This is a genomic window from Streptomyces sp. NPDC111507, from assembly GCF_055638955.1.
In genome coordinates this window covers 1,016,311-1,030,763 of record NZ_JBVKBU010000003.1, presented here as the reverse complement: position 1 = coordinate 1,030,763, position 14,453 = coordinate 1,016,311, and the positions used below count along the sequence as shown (strand labels likewise).

The 14,453-nt window shown below is 72.2% G+C and carries 12 protein-coding genes; 7 read left to right on the top strand and 5 right to left on the bottom strand.

Going from position 1 to position 14,453, the window contains the following annotated elements; genetic code table 11:
- Positions 1–33 precede the first annotated feature (33 nt).
- The gene (locus ACZ7M2_RS17220) at positions 34–1,014 is read right to left on the bottom strand and encodes a helix-turn-helix domain-containing protein (RefSeq protein WP_352048387.1); all 981 of its coding nucleotides are present in this window, start codon (positions 1,012–1,014) and stop codon (positions 34–36) included.
- 476 nt (positions 1,015–1,490) lie between these two features.
- Here ACZ7M2_RS17220 and ACZ7M2_RS17215 point away from each other — a divergent pair, with 476 nt between their 5' ends.
- From ACZ7M2_RS17215 to ACZ7M2_RS17205, 3 genes are all read left to right on the top strand, one after another.
- Positions 1,491–3,434 (top strand): PP2C family serine/threonine-protein phosphatase, encoded by a 1,944-nt coding sequence (locus ACZ7M2_RS17215; protein WP_471595924.1) that lies wholly within the window; start codon positions 1,491–1,493, stop codon positions 3,432–3,434.
- Positions 3,435–3,517: 83 nt separating this feature from the next.
- Positions 3,518–5,260, top strand: coding sequence for a pyruvate dehydrogenase (locus tag ACZ7M2_RS17210; protein WP_352048389.1), 1,743 nt, complete (start codon positions 3,518–3,520; stop codon positions 5,258–5,260).
- A 478-nt stretch (positions 5,261–5,738) separates the two neighbouring features.
- Positions 5,739–6,221, top strand: a complete 483-nt coding sequence (locus tag ACZ7M2_RS17205) for an ATP-binding protein (RefSeq protein ID WP_352048390.1) — start codon at positions 5,739–5,741, stop codon at positions 6,219–6,221.
- Positions 6,222–6,285: 64 nt separating this feature from the next.
- On the opposite strand, the gene ACZ7M2_RS17200 is transcribed toward ACZ7M2_RS17205, so the two are convergent.
- Together ACZ7M2_RS17200 and ACZ7M2_RS17195 are read right to left on the bottom strand one after the other, a co-directional pair.
- Positions 6,286–7,335: a DUF2637 domain-containing protein gene (locus tag ACZ7M2_RS17200; protein ID WP_067375661.1), complete on the bottom strand. Its 1,050-nt coding sequence runs from the start codon at positions 7,333–7,335 to the stop codon at positions 6,286–6,288.
- Positions 7,336–7,653: 318 nt separating this feature from the next.
- Positions 7,654–8,532 carry a (2Fe-2S)-binding protein gene (locus ACZ7M2_RS17195; protein WP_471595923.1) on the bottom strand — a complete coding sequence of 293 codons (879 nt, stop codon included), beginning with the start codon at positions 8,530–8,532 and terminating at the stop codon, positions 7,654–7,656.
- A 156-nt stretch (positions 8,533–8,688) separates the two neighbouring features.
- Here ACZ7M2_RS17195 and ACZ7M2_RS17190 point away from each other — a divergent pair, with 156 nt between their 5' ends.
- Entirely contained in the window at positions 8,689–9,531 is an 843-nt protein-coding gene (locus ACZ7M2_RS17190; protein ID WP_471595922.1) for a GntR family transcriptional regulator, read from the top strand.
- A 132-nt stretch (positions 9,532–9,663) separates the two neighbouring features.
- Positions 9,664–9,963 carry a hypothetical protein gene (locus ACZ7M2_RS17185; RefSeq protein ID WP_471595921.1) on the top strand — a complete coding sequence of 100 codons (300 nt, stop codon included), beginning with the start codon at positions 9,664–9,666 and terminating at the stop codon, positions 9,961–9,963.
- Positions 9,964–10,028: 65 nt separating this feature from the next.
- Here the strand turns inward: ACZ7M2_RS17185 and ACZ7M2_RS17180 are convergent, their stop codons facing one another.
- Complete coding sequence (locus ACZ7M2_RS17180; RefSeq protein ID WP_352048393.1) at positions 10,029–10,802, bottom strand: hypothetical protein; 774 nt, start codon at positions 10,800–10,802, stop codon at positions 10,029–10,031.
- A 149-nt stretch (positions 10,803–10,951) separates the two neighbouring features.
- Positions 10,952–12,625: a PucR family transcriptional regulator gene (locus tag ACZ7M2_RS17175; protein WP_471595920.1), complete on the bottom strand. Its 1,674-nt coding sequence runs from the start codon at positions 12,623–12,625 to the stop codon at positions 10,952–10,954.
- 342 nt (positions 12,626–12,967) lie between these two features.
- On the opposite strand from ACZ7M2_RS17175, the gene ACZ7M2_RS17170 reads away from it, so the two are divergent.
- The gene (locus ACZ7M2_RS17170) at positions 12,968–13,867 is read left to right on the top strand and encodes an FAD binding domain-containing protein (RefSeq protein WP_471595919.1); all 900 of its coding nucleotides are present in this window, start codon (positions 12,968–12,970) and stop codon (positions 13,865–13,867) included.
- A complete protein-coding gene (locus ACZ7M2_RS17165; RefSeq protein WP_471595918.1) occupies positions 13,867–14,451 on the top strand; it encodes a (2Fe-2S)-binding protein in 585 nt (194 codons plus the stop codon). The genes ACZ7M2_RS17170 and ACZ7M2_RS17165 overlap by 1 nt, the downstream gene beginning before the upstream one ends.
- The last annotated feature ends 2 nt before the right edge of the window (positions 14,452–14,453 follow it).

The window sequence follows — 14,453 nt, the reverse complement described above, 5'->3', positions numbered from 1 at the left end:
TCCAGGGTGACTGAGCGGGCGCGAGAGCGCAGGTCAGTCGCGGGCCACCCAGCCCTTCTCGTAGGCGTGCCAGCCCAGCTGGAGCCGGGTCGTGACGCCCGCCAGCTCCATCAGCCGCTTCACCCGGCGCTGTACGGTCCTGAGGCCCAGGTCGAGCTGTTTGGCCACGCTCGCGTCGGTCAGCCCCGCCAGCAGCAGGGAGAGGATCTCCAGGTCGGTGACGTCGGGGCCGTCCGGCTCCTGCTCCATGACGCCCCGGCTGCCGAGCCGCAGCGGCAGCGCGTCCCGCCACACCGACTCGAACAGGCCCGACAGCAGCTCCAGGAGCCCGCTGGCGTGCACGACGAGGGCGGCGGGCTCCGCGGTGTGCGAGGTGAGCGGCACCATCGCGAGCGTCCGGTCGGCGATCACCAGCTTGGTCGGCACCTTGTCCACGACCCGTACCTGCTCGTCGCGGCTGAGGGCGGCGGACAGTTCGGTGAGGCCGGTGGGCTGGTCGAGTACGGCGCGTTCGAGCACCACGCGGTAGCCGACGCCCCGTCCCGCGGCCTGTTCCTCCGCGTCGTTGTCCATCCCGGAGACCACCATCGGGGTCCCGGTGACCAGCGCGCACACCTCTGTGGCCGCGCCGAGCTGGAGCTGGAGGAACCGCTGGGTGACCGCCGCCGCTCCGATCACCACCTCCACCAGGTCGTGCACGGCGGGTTCGGTGGCCTGGGCGCGGTACTCCTCGGCGAGCAGGGCGGCCGCCAGTTCCGCCTTCTCCAGCTCGTGCCGCTGCTGGGTGAGCAGTGCGCCGAGGGCGACGCCGGGCGGCGCCGCGACCCAGCGTCCTGGGCGGCCCGAGGACTGGGCCGCGAGACCGTGCCGCTCCAGTCGGCGCAGGGCGCGCTCGGTGTCGTGCTCGCCGAGCGTGAGCCGCCGCGCGAGGTCGGGCACGTCGGCGGCGCCCACGGACACCAGCGCCCGGTACGCCGACTCGTGCGTCTCGTCCAGACCTATCGCTCCCAGCATGCGGCGATGCCCTCCCCGAATCCCGTTCCGGCCGTGACCTGGCGGAAATCGGCCACGGCGCAAACCCGCCTCGGCACATCATCGCCGCAGCACACGTAACTCTGCCAAGCTCACGGCACCGCGGCAGCAACAGTCGCCCGTAATGCCCGACTTGGGCCGGACCGGCCGGCGTGGACGCGGGCGGAGTGATCTTGGGAGTGGCGCCTTGGGGAGCGCGGCAACGCGCGTCACAGGGGAACCTCAGGGAAGCAGGTCACACTCAGGGCGCCGCCGGGCGGTTCTCCCGTGGGGGGTGGAATCGTCCGGCGGCTTCGACGCGACGTCCGGTTCGACGCGACGTCCGACCCTTCGTCAACCCTCACCACTCATAAGGCCGTTCGATACGTCACCCGACATGCCGTTCGACTACCAGTCCCGTGGCCGGTTTTTCCGGATGCCCCGTTTTCATCCGGCTCTCTCGGTGGACAATCAGGGGCATGAGCCAGCAGGGGGAGAGGCCTACCGGTCACGAGGACGACTGGTGGAGGCAGCTGTACGACGCCACCGGGGACACGGGGCCCACGCCCGCGGCCGATTCCCTCGACGACCGCTTCGCGTCGGCCGCGGGGACGGTGGGATCGGGCACCGCGCCACCCGAGCCGGACGGGTCTCCCGTCGTCCCTGAGCAACGGGGCGGCGGCGCCACCCCGCGTGGCGAGGCACCGGGCCGGCGCCTCGCCCGCTGGGACCACGAGCCCCGGTCCGACCCACCGGACCGCTTCCTCGACCCGGCACGGCACGCCGAGAACCTGCCCCCCTCGACGAGCGCGGACGCCGCCCCGGGCCCCTCGGAGACCGAGGACGCCGTCCCTTCGGGGAGCGGGGAGAACGACGGCCGCTCGGGGAGCGGGGAGAACAACGGCCGCTCGGGGAGCGGGGAGGATCCCGGTCCCCTGTGGGGCGGCGAGGGGCGCGGCTCCTCGCGAAGTGGCGGGGACTCGGGTTCTTCCCGGGGCGGCGGGGACCTTGGCCTCCCGGGGGGCGGGGAGGGATCCGGCTTCTCCCGGGGTGACGGGGACCCGGACCTTTCGTGGAGCAGCGGATACCTGGGCCCTTCAGGGAGCGGGGACGATCCCGGTCCCTCGCCGGCCGATGCGGAGCCCGGCCCTTGGTGGAGCAGTGGGGCCACCGGATTCTCTCGGAGTGGTGTGGATCCGCGCTCCTCGGGGGGTGACGAAGAGCCCTCGGCTTCCTGGGAACGTCCGCCCACCGAACCGCCCACCCCCGCGGCCTTTCCGCCGGGACCGACGCCGCCCGGGTTCCACGCCGAGTCGCTGCGTGGCCGTACGTCCGAGGAATCGCCGGGCGCGGCGGTGCCGCCGCGCCCCACCGCGCCGCCGGATCCCGCCCCGCCCGGCGCGGCCGCCCCCGTGGACGCCCTCCCCGAGCCGGTCCTCACCGTCCCCCAGCAGCCGCCGCCCGTCGACTACGTCGGCTCGGGCCCGCCCACCTACGACGCCGAGCCCACCGCCCTCCCGCCCGCCGATCCGGACGACCTCGACGACCTGGTCGCCGACACGGTCATGGAAGGGGCGCGTTACGGGGCGAGCACCCTGCGCGCGGCCTCCGTGCGTGGCGACTCCGCGCGCTTCAGGGGCGAGCCCCGCCGGGACTCCCTGCTCACCGCCCGCTTCGGAACGGGCGAGCACGCGCTGGTGCTGGTGGCGATGGCGACCGGCGCCCGGGCGACTCCCGGCGCGCACCGGGCGGCGGCCGAGGCGTGCCGGTGGATCGGGCGCGCCGTGGGCCGCAGTCACGCGCGGCTGGCCGAGGACATAAGGGCGGCCCGTCGCGGCGACCTGAAGTCGGGCCTGCACCGGCTCACCGACCGCACTCTCGGCAAGCTGCGCGCGAGCGCCGCCGAACAGGGCATCGAACCCGAGGAGTACACCGCCGGGTTGCGCTGCCTGCTGCTCACCGGGGACCCCGAGTGCCGTACACGCGTCTTCTTCGGGGTCGGCTCCGGCGGCCTGTTCCGGCTGCGGGACGGCGAGTGGCAGGACATCGAGCCGCGGGTCGCCGAGACCACCGGCGAGGCCGTGGTCGGCTTCGGATCGCTGCCGCACGAGACCCCCGAGGGCGACCGGCTCACCATGGACCTGGGCATCACCACGCCCCCGAGCCCGTACGAACCAGCCCCCGAACCGCCCCGCGAACCCTTCCGTTTCCGCGCCTCCGTCGCCCGACCGGGTGACACGCTGCTGCTGTGCACCGGCGGCCTCGCGGAGCCCCTGCGCGGCGAACCGCAGTTCTGCGAGCACCTGACGGCGCGGTGGTCGGCGGCCGAGCCGCCCGGTCTCGCCGCGTTCCTCGCCGACACCCAGGTACGGGTCAAGGGATACGCCGACGACCGGACCGTCGCGGCCGTTTGGGAGGCGTAACGGCGCACCGTGTGAATTCATGGACCCGACGGATGAACCGAGGGACCCGCCGGATCCATGGATCACAAAGAGGTGCGTGCAGCATGGCCAAGCAGAACGTCGCCGAGCAGTTCGTCGACATCCTCGTCCGTGCGGGCGTCAAGCGCCTGTACGGCGTCGTCGGCGACAGCCTCAACCCGGTGGTGGACGCGATCCGGCGCAACGCGGCGATCGACTGGATCCATGTCCGGCACGAGGAGACGGCTGCCTTCGCCGCGGGCGCCGAGGCCCAGATCACCGGCAAGCTCGCCGCCTGCGCCGGCTCCTGCGGCCCCGGCAACCTCCACCTCATCAACGGTCTGTACGACGCGCACCGCTCCATGGCCCCGGTTCTCGCCCTCGCCTCGCACATCCCCTCCAGTGAGATCGGCCTCGGCTACTTCCAGGAGACCCATCCGGACCAGCTCTTCCGCGAGTGCAGTCACTACAACGAGATGATCTCCAACCCGAAGCAGATGCCGAGGCTGCTGCAGACCGCCATCCAGCACGCGGTGGGCCAGTCGGGCGTCAGCGTCGTCTCCCTCCCCGGCGACATCGCCTCCGAGCCCGCCCCGGACAAGGCGCTGGAGACCGCCCTCGTCACCTCCCGGCCCACGGTCCGCCCCGGCGACACCGAGATCGACAAGCTCGTCGCGATGATCGACGAGGCCGACCGGATCACGCTCTTCTGCGGCAGCGGCACGGCGGGGGCGCATGCCGAGGTCATGGAGTTCGCGGAGAAGATCAAGTCCCCGGTCGGACACGCGCTGCGGGGCAAGGAGTGGATCCAGTACGACAACCCGTACGACGTCGGTATGAGCGGTCTGCTCGGCTACGGCGCCGCCTACGAGGCCACCCACGAGTGCGACCTGCTGATCCTGCTCGGCACCGACTTCCCGTACAACGCCTTCCTCCCGGACGATGTCAAGATCGCCCAGGTCGACGTCCGGCCGGAGCGCCTGGGCCGCCGCTCCAGGCTGGATCTGGCGGTGTGGGGCGATGTGAAGGAGACCCTGCGCTGTCTGACGCCCCGGGTGAAGCCCAAGGGGAACCGCCGTTTCCTCGACAAGATGCTGAAGAAGCACGCGGACGCGCTCGAGGGTGTCGTGAAGGCGTACACGCGCAAGGTCGAGAAGCACGTGCCGATCCACCCCGAGTACGTGGCCTCCGTCCTCGACGAACTCGCCGACGAGGACGCGGTGTTCACGGTCGACACCGGGATGTGCAACGTGTGGGCGGCCCGCTACATCTCGCCCAACGGACGCCGCAGGGTCATCGGTTCGTTCTCGCACGGTTCGATGGCGAACGCGCTGCCGATGGCGATCGGGGCCCAGTTCACCGACCGGGGCCGGCAGGTCGTCTCGATGTCCGGAGACGGTGGGTTCGCCATGCTGATGGGCGACTTCCTCACCCTCGTCCAGTACGACCTGCCGGTGAAGGTCGTCCTCTTCAACAACTCCGCCCTGAGCATGGTCGAGTTGGAGATGCTGGTCGCCGGGCTGCCCTCGTACGGGACGACGAACAAGAACCCCGACTTCGGGGCCGTCGCGCGTGCGTGCGGGGCGTACGGTGTGCGTGTCGAGAAGCCCAAGGACCTCACCGGCGCCTTGAAGGCCGCCTTCAAGCACAAGGGCCCGGCCCTCGTCGACGTCGTCACCGACCCCAACGCCCTGTCCATCCCGCCGAAGATCAGCGCGGAGATGGTGACCGGGTTCGCCCTGTCGGCGTCGAAGATGGTCCTGGACGGGGGAGTCGGCCGGATGGTGCAGATGGCCCGCTCCAACCTGCGTAACGTGCCGCGTCCCTGACCGTTTCCTGGGCCCGCCACCGAGTTCCGTAAGTGGAGCGGCACCACCACCACCGCACTCGGGCCGCCGCGCCGACTCCCCGTCGAGTACGGCCATACCCGCAGTCGAGCATCGGTAGATGGGCCGAGCGCCCGCGGTCAACACGTCGCCGGGGAGGGGAGGCACCGGGTGGTGCGGGTCCGCCGGGCGCGCCGCCGCCGTGCGCCGGGGCCGAACCGTGCGCCTCAACAGGCGTTGAGCTGGGCAAGCAGGGCTGTCCACGGGGCGGATCGCCGTCGCGCGGGCCGGCCCCGGAGAGCCCTGACGTCAGGGCGGAGGAGCCCCACGGGCCACCGCCTCGGCGCGACGCCGTGCTTCCGCTCGGGATTGGCCGGTGGTTGACCATTCGACATGACTGCCGCGTCCCCGATGGGGCATGGATTCCCGTGAACATGTTCGATCAGGAGGGGAACCCGACATCGGCATGCAGGCGGGGGTCATGAAGAGGCAGGTACGAGGGGGCGGTCCCGTGGCCATCGGGGCCTCCTCGGCACAGGCAGTGGAGGAAGAAGCGACCGACGGCACGAGGGACCCGGCCGCCCCGCAGCTCAGGCGGCGGCTGGCCAGGGCCGATCTACGGGCGGTGCCAGAGGCCCGCAGAGCGCTGAGGGAACTCTTACGGCACTGGGGGAAGCCGGAGAAGTCCGAGATAGCCGAGTTGCTGACCAGCGAACTCGTCACCAACGCCCTCATCCACACCGACCACGACGCGGTCCTGACGGCCACCGTCGGACCCCGCGGACTCCGCGTGGAGGTAAGGGACTTCGTGGGACGCAGGCCCAGACTGCGGGTACCGATCGCCGACGACGGTACGCACGGCAGAGGCCTCGTCCTGGTCCAGTCCCTCGCGGACGCCTGGGGGGTACGCCCCCACGGCGTGGGCAAGTCGGTCTGGTTCGAACTGGACGGCGGCGCGGTGTAGTCACCGCGCCGCCGTAATTCCTGTCCGGGGTCCGGCCGTTCAACGGCCGGACCACCCCGGTGTCTCAGCCGAACTGCTGCTCCAGGTCCTTGAGCTTGCGCTCCAGGGAGTCGAGTCGCGGCAGGGCCATGGTGTCGTCCTCCGCGGTGAGATCGACCGTGATCGGGTCACCACTCTTGCGGACGGGCTGAAGGGAGGGCCGTGAGCGTACGGGCAGCTCCGGCGCTATGGCAGGCTCCGCGGTGGCCTGCGCGGGAGCACGCTCCACGGTCGTCTCCAGCTGCTGCCGGCCACCGCCGCCGCCACCACGGCCGGGCAGGCCCCGGTGACCGCGGCTGAGCGCCTTGAGGTGCGCCCGCTCGACGCGCTCCTCGTTCCGCCGGCGCAGGCGGTTCTGCTCCTTCTGGCGCTTGTCCTCGCGGACCTCCTCGACCGCCTCGTCCAGCGTGCGGACGTTCTCCAGGAGCATCAGCGACCAGGCGCTGTACGTCTCACGGGGTGCGCGCAGCCAGCGGACGATACGGATCTGCGGCAGCGGACGCGGGACCAGGCCCTGCTCACGCAGCGCGGCACGGCGGGTCTGCTTCAGCGCCCGGTCGAACAGCACGGCGGCCGACAGGGACATGCCCGCGAAGAACTGGGGAGCGCCCGAGTGGTCCACACCCCGGGGCGCGTGCACCCAGTTGAACCAGGCGGCGGCACCGGCGAAGGTCCACACGAGTATCCGGGAGCCGAGCGCCGCGTCACCGTGGCTGGCCTCGCGCACGGCGAGGACGGAGCAGAACATGGCCGCGCCGTCCAGACCGAACGGGACGAGGTACTCCCAGCCGTCCGTGAGTCCGAGGTTCTGCTGGCCGAAGCCGACGAGGCCGTGGAAGGAGAGCGCCGCGGCGACCGCGGCACAGCAGAAGAGCAGTACATAGGAGGCCGTGCCGTAGACGGCTTCCTTACGCCTGCGGCGCTCCTCGCTGCGCTCCCACGAGTCGTCGTTGCTGCTGCTCGTGTTCTCCCCGGACCGCTTGCTGCGCGCGAGCACCGCCACCGCCGCCAGCAGTCCCAGGAGCAAAACGGCGCCCGGAAGCAGCCAGTTCAGCGATATGTCGGTCAATCTCATCTGGGGTCCCTTGCATTGGGATAGGGCGTAACGCCCGCCATATTGGCCCACGCCCGTCGACCCTCAGGGGGTTTCGGGGCAAGAGGCCGCCAAGAGAGTGCAAGGGGATGCGCAGGGCGACATTCTGCTCGAACTGCCGCGCGAGGGACGGGAGCTGAGTGCGAATAAGATTACCCGTACGGATGGTTCTACGGAAAGTTCCTGCGACAAGTGAGGAAGTTGTGAAGTGCCTGTCATCTGTCGGGCACCCGCCAGGAGCCTTATTCGGAGTTGATCTTAGAGCACCCGAGAGGCCCGTCCGTACGGCGAGGGCGGTGCTCAATCCCTCGCGATGGCCGTCAACTTGGCGATGCGGTCCGAGTCGCAGGTGCGCGGGCAGTTGACGCAGGTGTCCTCGGGATCCAGGGTGTAGAAGAAGCAGCAGCTCGCCCGGTCGCGGGTGGGCAGGGACTCCCCGTTCGGGCCGCTCAGCTCCCGGAACGCGGCGGAACCGACGTACGGCCGGGTCGCCCCCGGCAGCAGCAGTTCCAGCTCGAGCCGCGCGCGCCGCTCCTCGCCGAGCAGTTCGGCGACGTACCAGAGACCCTCGACGACCTCGTCGGTCGCCATGCCCCACAGGGCCCGGCCGCGGCGCCGCATGCGCGGGCCGAAGCCGCCGAGGACCGGCTCCAGGTGTTCGGCCGTCGCCGCCCGCACCTCGGCCCGCAGTGCCTCCTCGTCCGGGACGACCCGGGCGCCGGGCAGCTGGGCCGCCGGGTCGCCCGGCAGGCAGGCGAATTCCTCGATCCGCACCGCCATCCGGCCGAGCGTGCGCTGGAATGTGACGCGCTCCACAGGGAGGCGGGGCACCCGGCGCAGCAGGAACCACGGGGCGGTGATCAGCAGACAGGCCGGCCAGGCGTACCGGTGCAGCCCGAAGCTCGCCACCACGTCCGGGCGCGCCCGCTGCCCGTAGTCCCTGATGACCTGCGCTTCGTCCCAGGCGAGGAAGGTGTCGAGGTCCACCCCGCCCGCCGCGAGCCCGGCGGCGCCGACCCAGCCCTCGCCCTCCGGGGCCGCTTCCCCGTGTCCCAGCTCCCGCACGCTCAGCCCCGGAAAGACCTCGGTCAGCCGGGTGTAGGCGTCCGTGACGGCCGAGCGGGCGGGGTGGCCGTCGGCGAGGCCCAGGGGGCCCCTGGCCAGGGCGGCAGCGGACATACGGGTACCCCGCTTCACGATCGTTGAAAGGTTAGGCTTACCTTACCCTCAATATCGGATGTTTGAACTGGGGCCATGTGCGCCTATGGTGCTTGACGGACGGGTAACAACCGCCGCAATGACCCCCAAGTACCACCAAGCCCGGAGGAGGACCCCGTGGAGCAGGCCGGTTCGCTGGGCGCGCGCGGTTCCACCGGGTCGGCGGCCCCGGACATCCGTACGGCGTCCGTCCGGGTGCCCGCACAGGCGCGGGTGGCGGACGCCGAGCGGGAGCGGGGCGTCGCCTCGGACGAGTCCGGGTCCGCGTCCGGGGCCCGTGGCGAGCACACCCACAGCGAGCCGCCCATCCCGCACCCCCGCGTGGAGAGCGCGCGCCCCGTGGTCCAGCGGGCCTCGGTCCGCGGGCAGATCCTCGACGCCCTGCGCACCGCCCTCGTCGCGGGCGAGCTCGCCCCCGGCCAGGTGTACTCCGCGCCCGTGCTCGGCGAACGCTTCGGGGTGTCCGCCACACCCGTACGCGAGGCGATGCAGCAGCTCGCCCTCGAAGGTGCCGTCGAGGTCGTACCGAACCGGGGCTTCCGGGTCGTCCGGCGTGGGACGCGCGAGCTGGCCGAACTCGCCGAGATCCGCGCCCTCCTCGAAGTCCCGGTGGTGCTGCGCCTCGCCCGCACGGTGCCCGCCGCGCGCTGGGCCGAACTGCGCCCGCTCGCCGAGGCGGCGGCGCGTGCCGCGTCCGCGGGGTGCCGTGCCACCTACGCGGAGTGCGACCGCGCCTTCCACCACGCGATCCTCGCCCTCGCCGGCAACGACCAGCTCGTGCAGATCGCCGACGACCTGCACCGCCGGGCCCAGTGGCCCCTCGTCGGCGGCCCCGTCCCGCGCGGCCGCGCGGACCTCGTGGCCGACGCCGCCGAGCACCTCGCCCTCCTGGACGCCCTGACCGCCCAGGACCTCCCGGCCGTCCAGTCCCTCGTACGAGAGCACTTCGCCGACAACTAGGGCCGGTACGTCCCCTTCCCCTGGCGGACGTCACGGCTCCGTGGGCGCCGGGCAACAGGACGCGCCGCCGGGAACCCGGACGGCCCCGCACGCGTGTCCCCGGGTACCAGCAGCACACCGGGGGAGAAGACGATGCCCGACCCGTCCTGGCAGGCGATGCAGCAAGCTCAGCAGGCCCAGCAGATCCACCAGAACCACGTACGCCACCACCGCGCCGCGCACGACATGGCCCAGGCCCACGCCCGTCACACCGGGGCGCCCCACACGCACCGCCCCGTGCCGCACACCGGCGCCCGGGGCGGCGGCCTGCGCGGCCTCCTGGTCCTGATCGTCATCGTCGGGGTCGTGGTCTACGTCGCCCACGACCCCGAACTCCGGACCGCGGTGGGGAACTTCGCCCGTAACCTCTTGGCACACGTCCAGAGCGACTGACCCGGTCCGGCGAACGCGGGGAGCCGCGCGACCAGCCACGACGAATCCGCAGCCTCCTCGCAACCTCAAGCCGTCGCCGCGGGCGGAGTCAACTGCCGGGCCAACCAGGTGGGCACACCCCCGAGCAACCGGAACAACCGCCCCGCCTCCGCCCGCAACCGGGTCGCCTCCGGCTCGGTCTCGGCATCCGCGAGCGAGGCCAATGCCGGAGCCGTGCCCACCAAGTACCCCAACTCCTCCCGGATCCGCAGGGATTCACCGAACCCGTGCCGTGCCTCGGCCAACTCCCCGTCCCGTAGGGCGAGTCCGGCCAGGTGCCGCCAGGTGAAGGAGAGCAGAAGCGGGTCGCCCTGGGCGACAGCGCCCGCGTGGGCACGCCGGTACGCGGCCCGCGCGGCCTGCGGCGACTGCGCGAGGTTCTCGGCGAGCAGCCCGCGCCGGAAGTCCAGCAGCGCCCGCCCCGGCGCCCCCGGGGCGATCAGCGCGGCGGCCCGCCCGAGCGCGGCCCGTGCCTCGTCCGCCCGGTCGCGCACCCCGAGCAGCGTGGCCGCGTACGCGAGCTGCCCGCGCTCACAGGCCGCCGCCCCGCGCTCGTCGTCGCTCTGGGCCACCGCCTCCGCCGTCCGCAGCGCGTCCTCCGCCTCGGCCCAGCCCTGCTCGGTGTACAGGCACCGCTCGACGAGGAGCGAGGCTCTTTGCAGTGCGGGACCCGCCGTCCCGGGCTGGAGCAGTGCGGCCGCGTCGACCCAGCAGGCGCGCGAGCGCAGCCGCCATACCGCGGTCTGGAGTGGATCGTCCCCTGCGTTCGTTCCGGAACCAGACATGGCGGTATGCGCCACGTTGCCCTCCCCGAGCACGCCATTGAGCTGTTGAGTGGTGGCATCTCAGCACGGATCGCGGCACCCGGCCAAGGGGGTGGGTGAAGGATTTCACAAAGTCGTGGGACTGGTGCGGCACTTGCTGACACGTGCCGCACGGACCCGTGACCTCAGCTCATGCGCAACGCGAGGAAGAAGTCGAGCTTGTCCTCGAGGCGGGAGAGGTCCCGGCCCGTCAACTGCTCGATGCGGCCGACCCGGTAGCGCAGTGTGTTGACGTGCAGGTGGAGCCGCGTGGCGCAGCGCGTCCAGGAGCCGTCGCAGTCGAGGAACGCCTCCAGGGTGGGGATGAGTTCGGCGCGGTGGCGGCGGTCGTAGTCCCGGAGCGGGTCGAGCAGGCGCGCGGTGAAGGCGCGGCGTACGTCGTCCGGAACGAAGGGCAGGAGCAGGACGTGCGAGGCCAACTCCTGGTGTCCGGCCGCGCAGACCCGGCCGGGGCGGGCGGCGGCGACCCGGCGCGCGTGCCGGGCCTCCTCCAGGGCGCCGCGCAGGCCCTCGGCCGAGTGCACGGCGGCGCTGACGCCGAGCGTGAGCCGCCCGTCGTCGTTCAGGCCGGCCGACAGCGGGTCGCGTACGGCCTCCAGGAGGGCGTCCGCGAGCACGCCCGACTCGGAGCCGTCGTGCTCCGCGGAGACCGCCGGAAGCGGGACGAGCGCGATCGCCTCCTCACCCGTATGGGCGACGGCGATCCGGTCGGAGGGCTCGGGGCCGCTGGTCAGCGGGTCGACGAGGATCTCCTCCAGGAGCGACTGGGCGACCGGCCCGCCCTCGACCTCGCCACCTTCCCACTCGACGCGGGCCACCACCACCTGCCAGTGCGGTGCGGCGCCGAGCCCGGGCAGCAGCACCGGCGCGGCGACGCGCAGCCGGGCCGCGATCTCCGCGGGTGCCGCCCCCGTCTGCACCAGTTCGAGGACCTCCTGCGCGAGCCGGCGCCGTACCGTGCGCGCCGCGTCCCGCCGGTCCCGCTCGACCGCGATCAGCTGGGTGACGCCCTGGAGCAGGTCGAGCCGCTCCGCGGGCCAGTCGCCGGCGTCCGCCTCGACCGCGAGCAGCCAGTCGGAGAGCACCGTCTCGCGCACCTCGCGGGAGGCGGCCGCGGAGCGCCCGGAGGAGCGGATCGGGAAGAGGGAGTACGTCGTCGTGCCCACGAGCACCCGGTGCGGTCCGCGCCGCCCGGTGCGTGACGCCGCGAGGTGTTCCGCGGCCAGCTTCGCGGACACGTCGGCGGGCAGCGCGGCCCCGGCGAGCTTCGAACCGGCGATGGGGCGTCCGGTGGGGGAGAGCACCCAGGCCCGCAGGTCCAGGTCGGTGCCGAGCAGGTCGAGGACCACGTCGGGGCCGCCGCCCGCCGGGCCGGACGTCATCATCCGCCGGTGCCGGTCCACCACGGCCGCGAGGTCCCCGGCGCGCTCGCCCGAGACCTGTCGTACGACATGCTCGGTGATCGTCGCGAACGCCACCGACTCGTGCACGGCGAACAGCGGCAGCCGGTGCCGGACGCAGGCCAGGACGAGGTCCTCCGGGATGTCGCCGAGCTCCGCCTCACCGGCGGCGAGGGCCGCGACCCCGGCGGCCGCCAGGATCCGTACGAAGGGCTCGGAGTCCGCGGCGCCGTGCCGCCAGGCGAGCCCGGTGAGGACCAGCTCGCCGCCGGAGAGGTAGCGGCTGGGGTCCTTGAGGTCCGTGGTCATCACACCGCGTACGGTGCGGTCCAGCTCGTCCTCGCCGCCGAGCAGCCGCAGGCCCAGCGCGTCGGTGTCCAGCAGTGCGCGCAGCCGCATTCTCGTCGCCGCCGTTCTTGTCTCGAAATCTACGATGGATCTGAAGGTGAGCAATGGGCGAGCGGGTCCGCGAGCCGTACTCCCTGGTCCCAGCGTGTGCTGGATGTTTCCTGTCGTTTCCATAGGAAAACGAGGAGGTTACTGATGACCTCCGTTCATACGAATCTACAAGATGACCGCCCTGGCCAGCCAACTCCTTCATGGTTTCGGTGACTGACCCCGGTGGAGGACAGCGCGGTGTACTGACCTCACTCCACGTGAACAACTTATGAACGAGCCCGGGCCGCCGCACACGATCTGGCTTGATCAGAACGACCCACGATACGAAGAAGAGAGCCACTCATGGACTTCCTTCGCCCCGCCAGCTGGGAGGAGGCGCTCGCCGCGAAGGCCGAGCACCCCACCGCTGTGCCGATTGCGGGTGGCACCGATGTGATGGTCGAGATCAACTTCGATCACCGCCGGCCCGAGTACCTCCTCGACCTGAACCGCGTCGGCGAGCTGAGCGAGTGGGAGGTCGGCGAGGAGAGCGTGCGCCTGGGCGCCTCCGTCCCGTACACCCGGATCATGGAGAACCTGCGCGGCGAGCTTCCCGGCCTGGCCCTGGCCTCCCACACCGTGGCCTCTCCCCAGATCCGCAACCGTGGCGGTGTCGGCGGCAACCTCGGCACGGCCTCCCCGGCCGGCGACGCCCACCCCGCCCTCCTCGCGGCCGGCGCCGAGGTCGAGGCCGAGTCCGTACGGGGAACGCGCCTGATCCCGATCGACACGTTCTACACCGGCGTGAAGCGCAACGCGCTCGCGCCCGACGAGCTGATCCGCGCCGTCCACATCAAGAAGGCCGACGGCCCCCAGCAGTACTCCAAGGTCGGCACCCGCAACGCCATGGTGATCGCGGTCTGCGCCTTCGGCCTGGCCCTGCACCCCCAGACGCGTACGGTCCGCACCGGCATCGGCTCCGCCGCGCCCACGCCGGTCCGCGCCAAGGCGGCGGAGGAGTTCCTGAACGCCGCGCTCGACGAGGGCGGCTTCTGGGACAACGGCAAGATCATCACCCCGTCGGTCGCCAAGCAGTTCGCGGACCTCTGCTCCGCCGCCTGCAACCCGATCGACGACGTCCGGGGCACCGCGAGCTACCGCCGCCACGCGGTCGGCATCATGGCGCGCCGCACCCTGACCTGGACCTGGGAGTCGTACCGCGGCACTGACGGCCAGACATTCCAGAAGGACGGTGTCGCGTAATGCGCGTCAATTTCACGGTCAACGGCCGTCCCCAGGAAGCCGACGACGTGTGGGAGGGCGAGTCCCTGCTGTACGTGCTGCGCGAGCGGCTGGGCCTGCCCGGCTCCAAGAACGCCTGCGAGCAGGGCGAGTGCGGTTCCTGCACGGTCCGCCTGGACGGTGTGCCGGTGTGTTCGTGCCTGGTCGCGGCCGGCCAGGTCGAGGGCCGCGAGGTGGTCACGGTCGAGGGCCTCGCGGAGTTCGCCAAGCAGCGTGCTGAGCAAGGCGGTTGCGCCACCGGCTCCTGCGGCACCTCGCTGGACGAGGCCAGGCGCTGGGAGTCGAAGCCCCAGGACTCCCACACGGGCGAGGGCGGACAACTCTCTCCGATCCAGCAGGCGTTCATCGACGCCGGCGCCGTCCAGTGCGGCTTCTGCACCCCGGGTCTGCTGGTCGCCGCCGACGAGATGCTGGAGCGCAACCCCACGCCGACCGACGCGGACATCCGCGAGGCGCTCTCCGGCAACCTGTGCCGGTGCACCGGCTACGAGAAGATCATGGACGCGGTCCGCCTCGCGGCCGCCCGGCAGTCCGAGGCGGTCTGACC

Bases quoted from the DNA above. Each gene is read 5' to 3' on its own strand.
- ACZ7M2_RS17220 (WP_352048387.1), bottom strand. From the start codon at position 1,014: ATGCTGGGAGCGATAGGTCTGGACGAGACGCACGAGTCGGCGTACCGG.
- ACZ7M2_RS17215 (WP_471595924.1), top strand. From the start codon at position 1,491: ATGAGCCAGCAGGGGGAGAGGCCTACCGGTCACGAGGACGACTGGTGG.
- ACZ7M2_RS17210 (WP_352048389.1), top strand. From the start codon at position 3,518: ATGGCCAAGCAGAACGTCGCCGAGCAGTTCGTCGACATCCTCGTCCGT.
- ACZ7M2_RS17205 (WP_352048390.1), top strand. From the start codon at position 5,739: ATGAAGAGGCAGGTACGAGGGGGCGGTCCCGTGGCCATCGGGGCCTCC.
- ACZ7M2_RS17200 (WP_067375661.1), bottom strand. From the start codon at position 7,335: ATGAGATTGACCGACATATCGCTGAACTGGCTGCTTCCGGGCGCCGTT.
- ACZ7M2_RS17195 (WP_471595923.1), bottom strand. From the start codon at position 8,532: ATGTCCGCTGCCGCCCTGGCCAGGGGCCCCCTGGGCCTCGCCGACGGC.
- ACZ7M2_RS17185 (WP_471595921.1), top strand. From the start codon at position 9,664: ATGCCCGACCCGTCCTGGCAGGCGATGCAGCAAGCTCAGCAGGCCCAG.
- ACZ7M2_RS17175 (WP_471595920.1), bottom strand. From the start codon at position 12,625: ATGCGGCTGCGCGCACTGCTGGACACCGACGCGCTGGGCCTGCGGCTG.
- ACZ7M2_RS17170 (WP_471595919.1), top strand. From the start codon at position 12,968: ATGGACTTCCTTCGCCCCGCCAGCTGGGAGGAGGCGCTCGCCGCGAAG.
- ACZ7M2_RS17165 (WP_471595918.1), top strand. From the start codon at position 13,867: ATGCGCGTCAATTTCACGGTCAACGGCCGTCCCCAGGAAGCCGACGAC.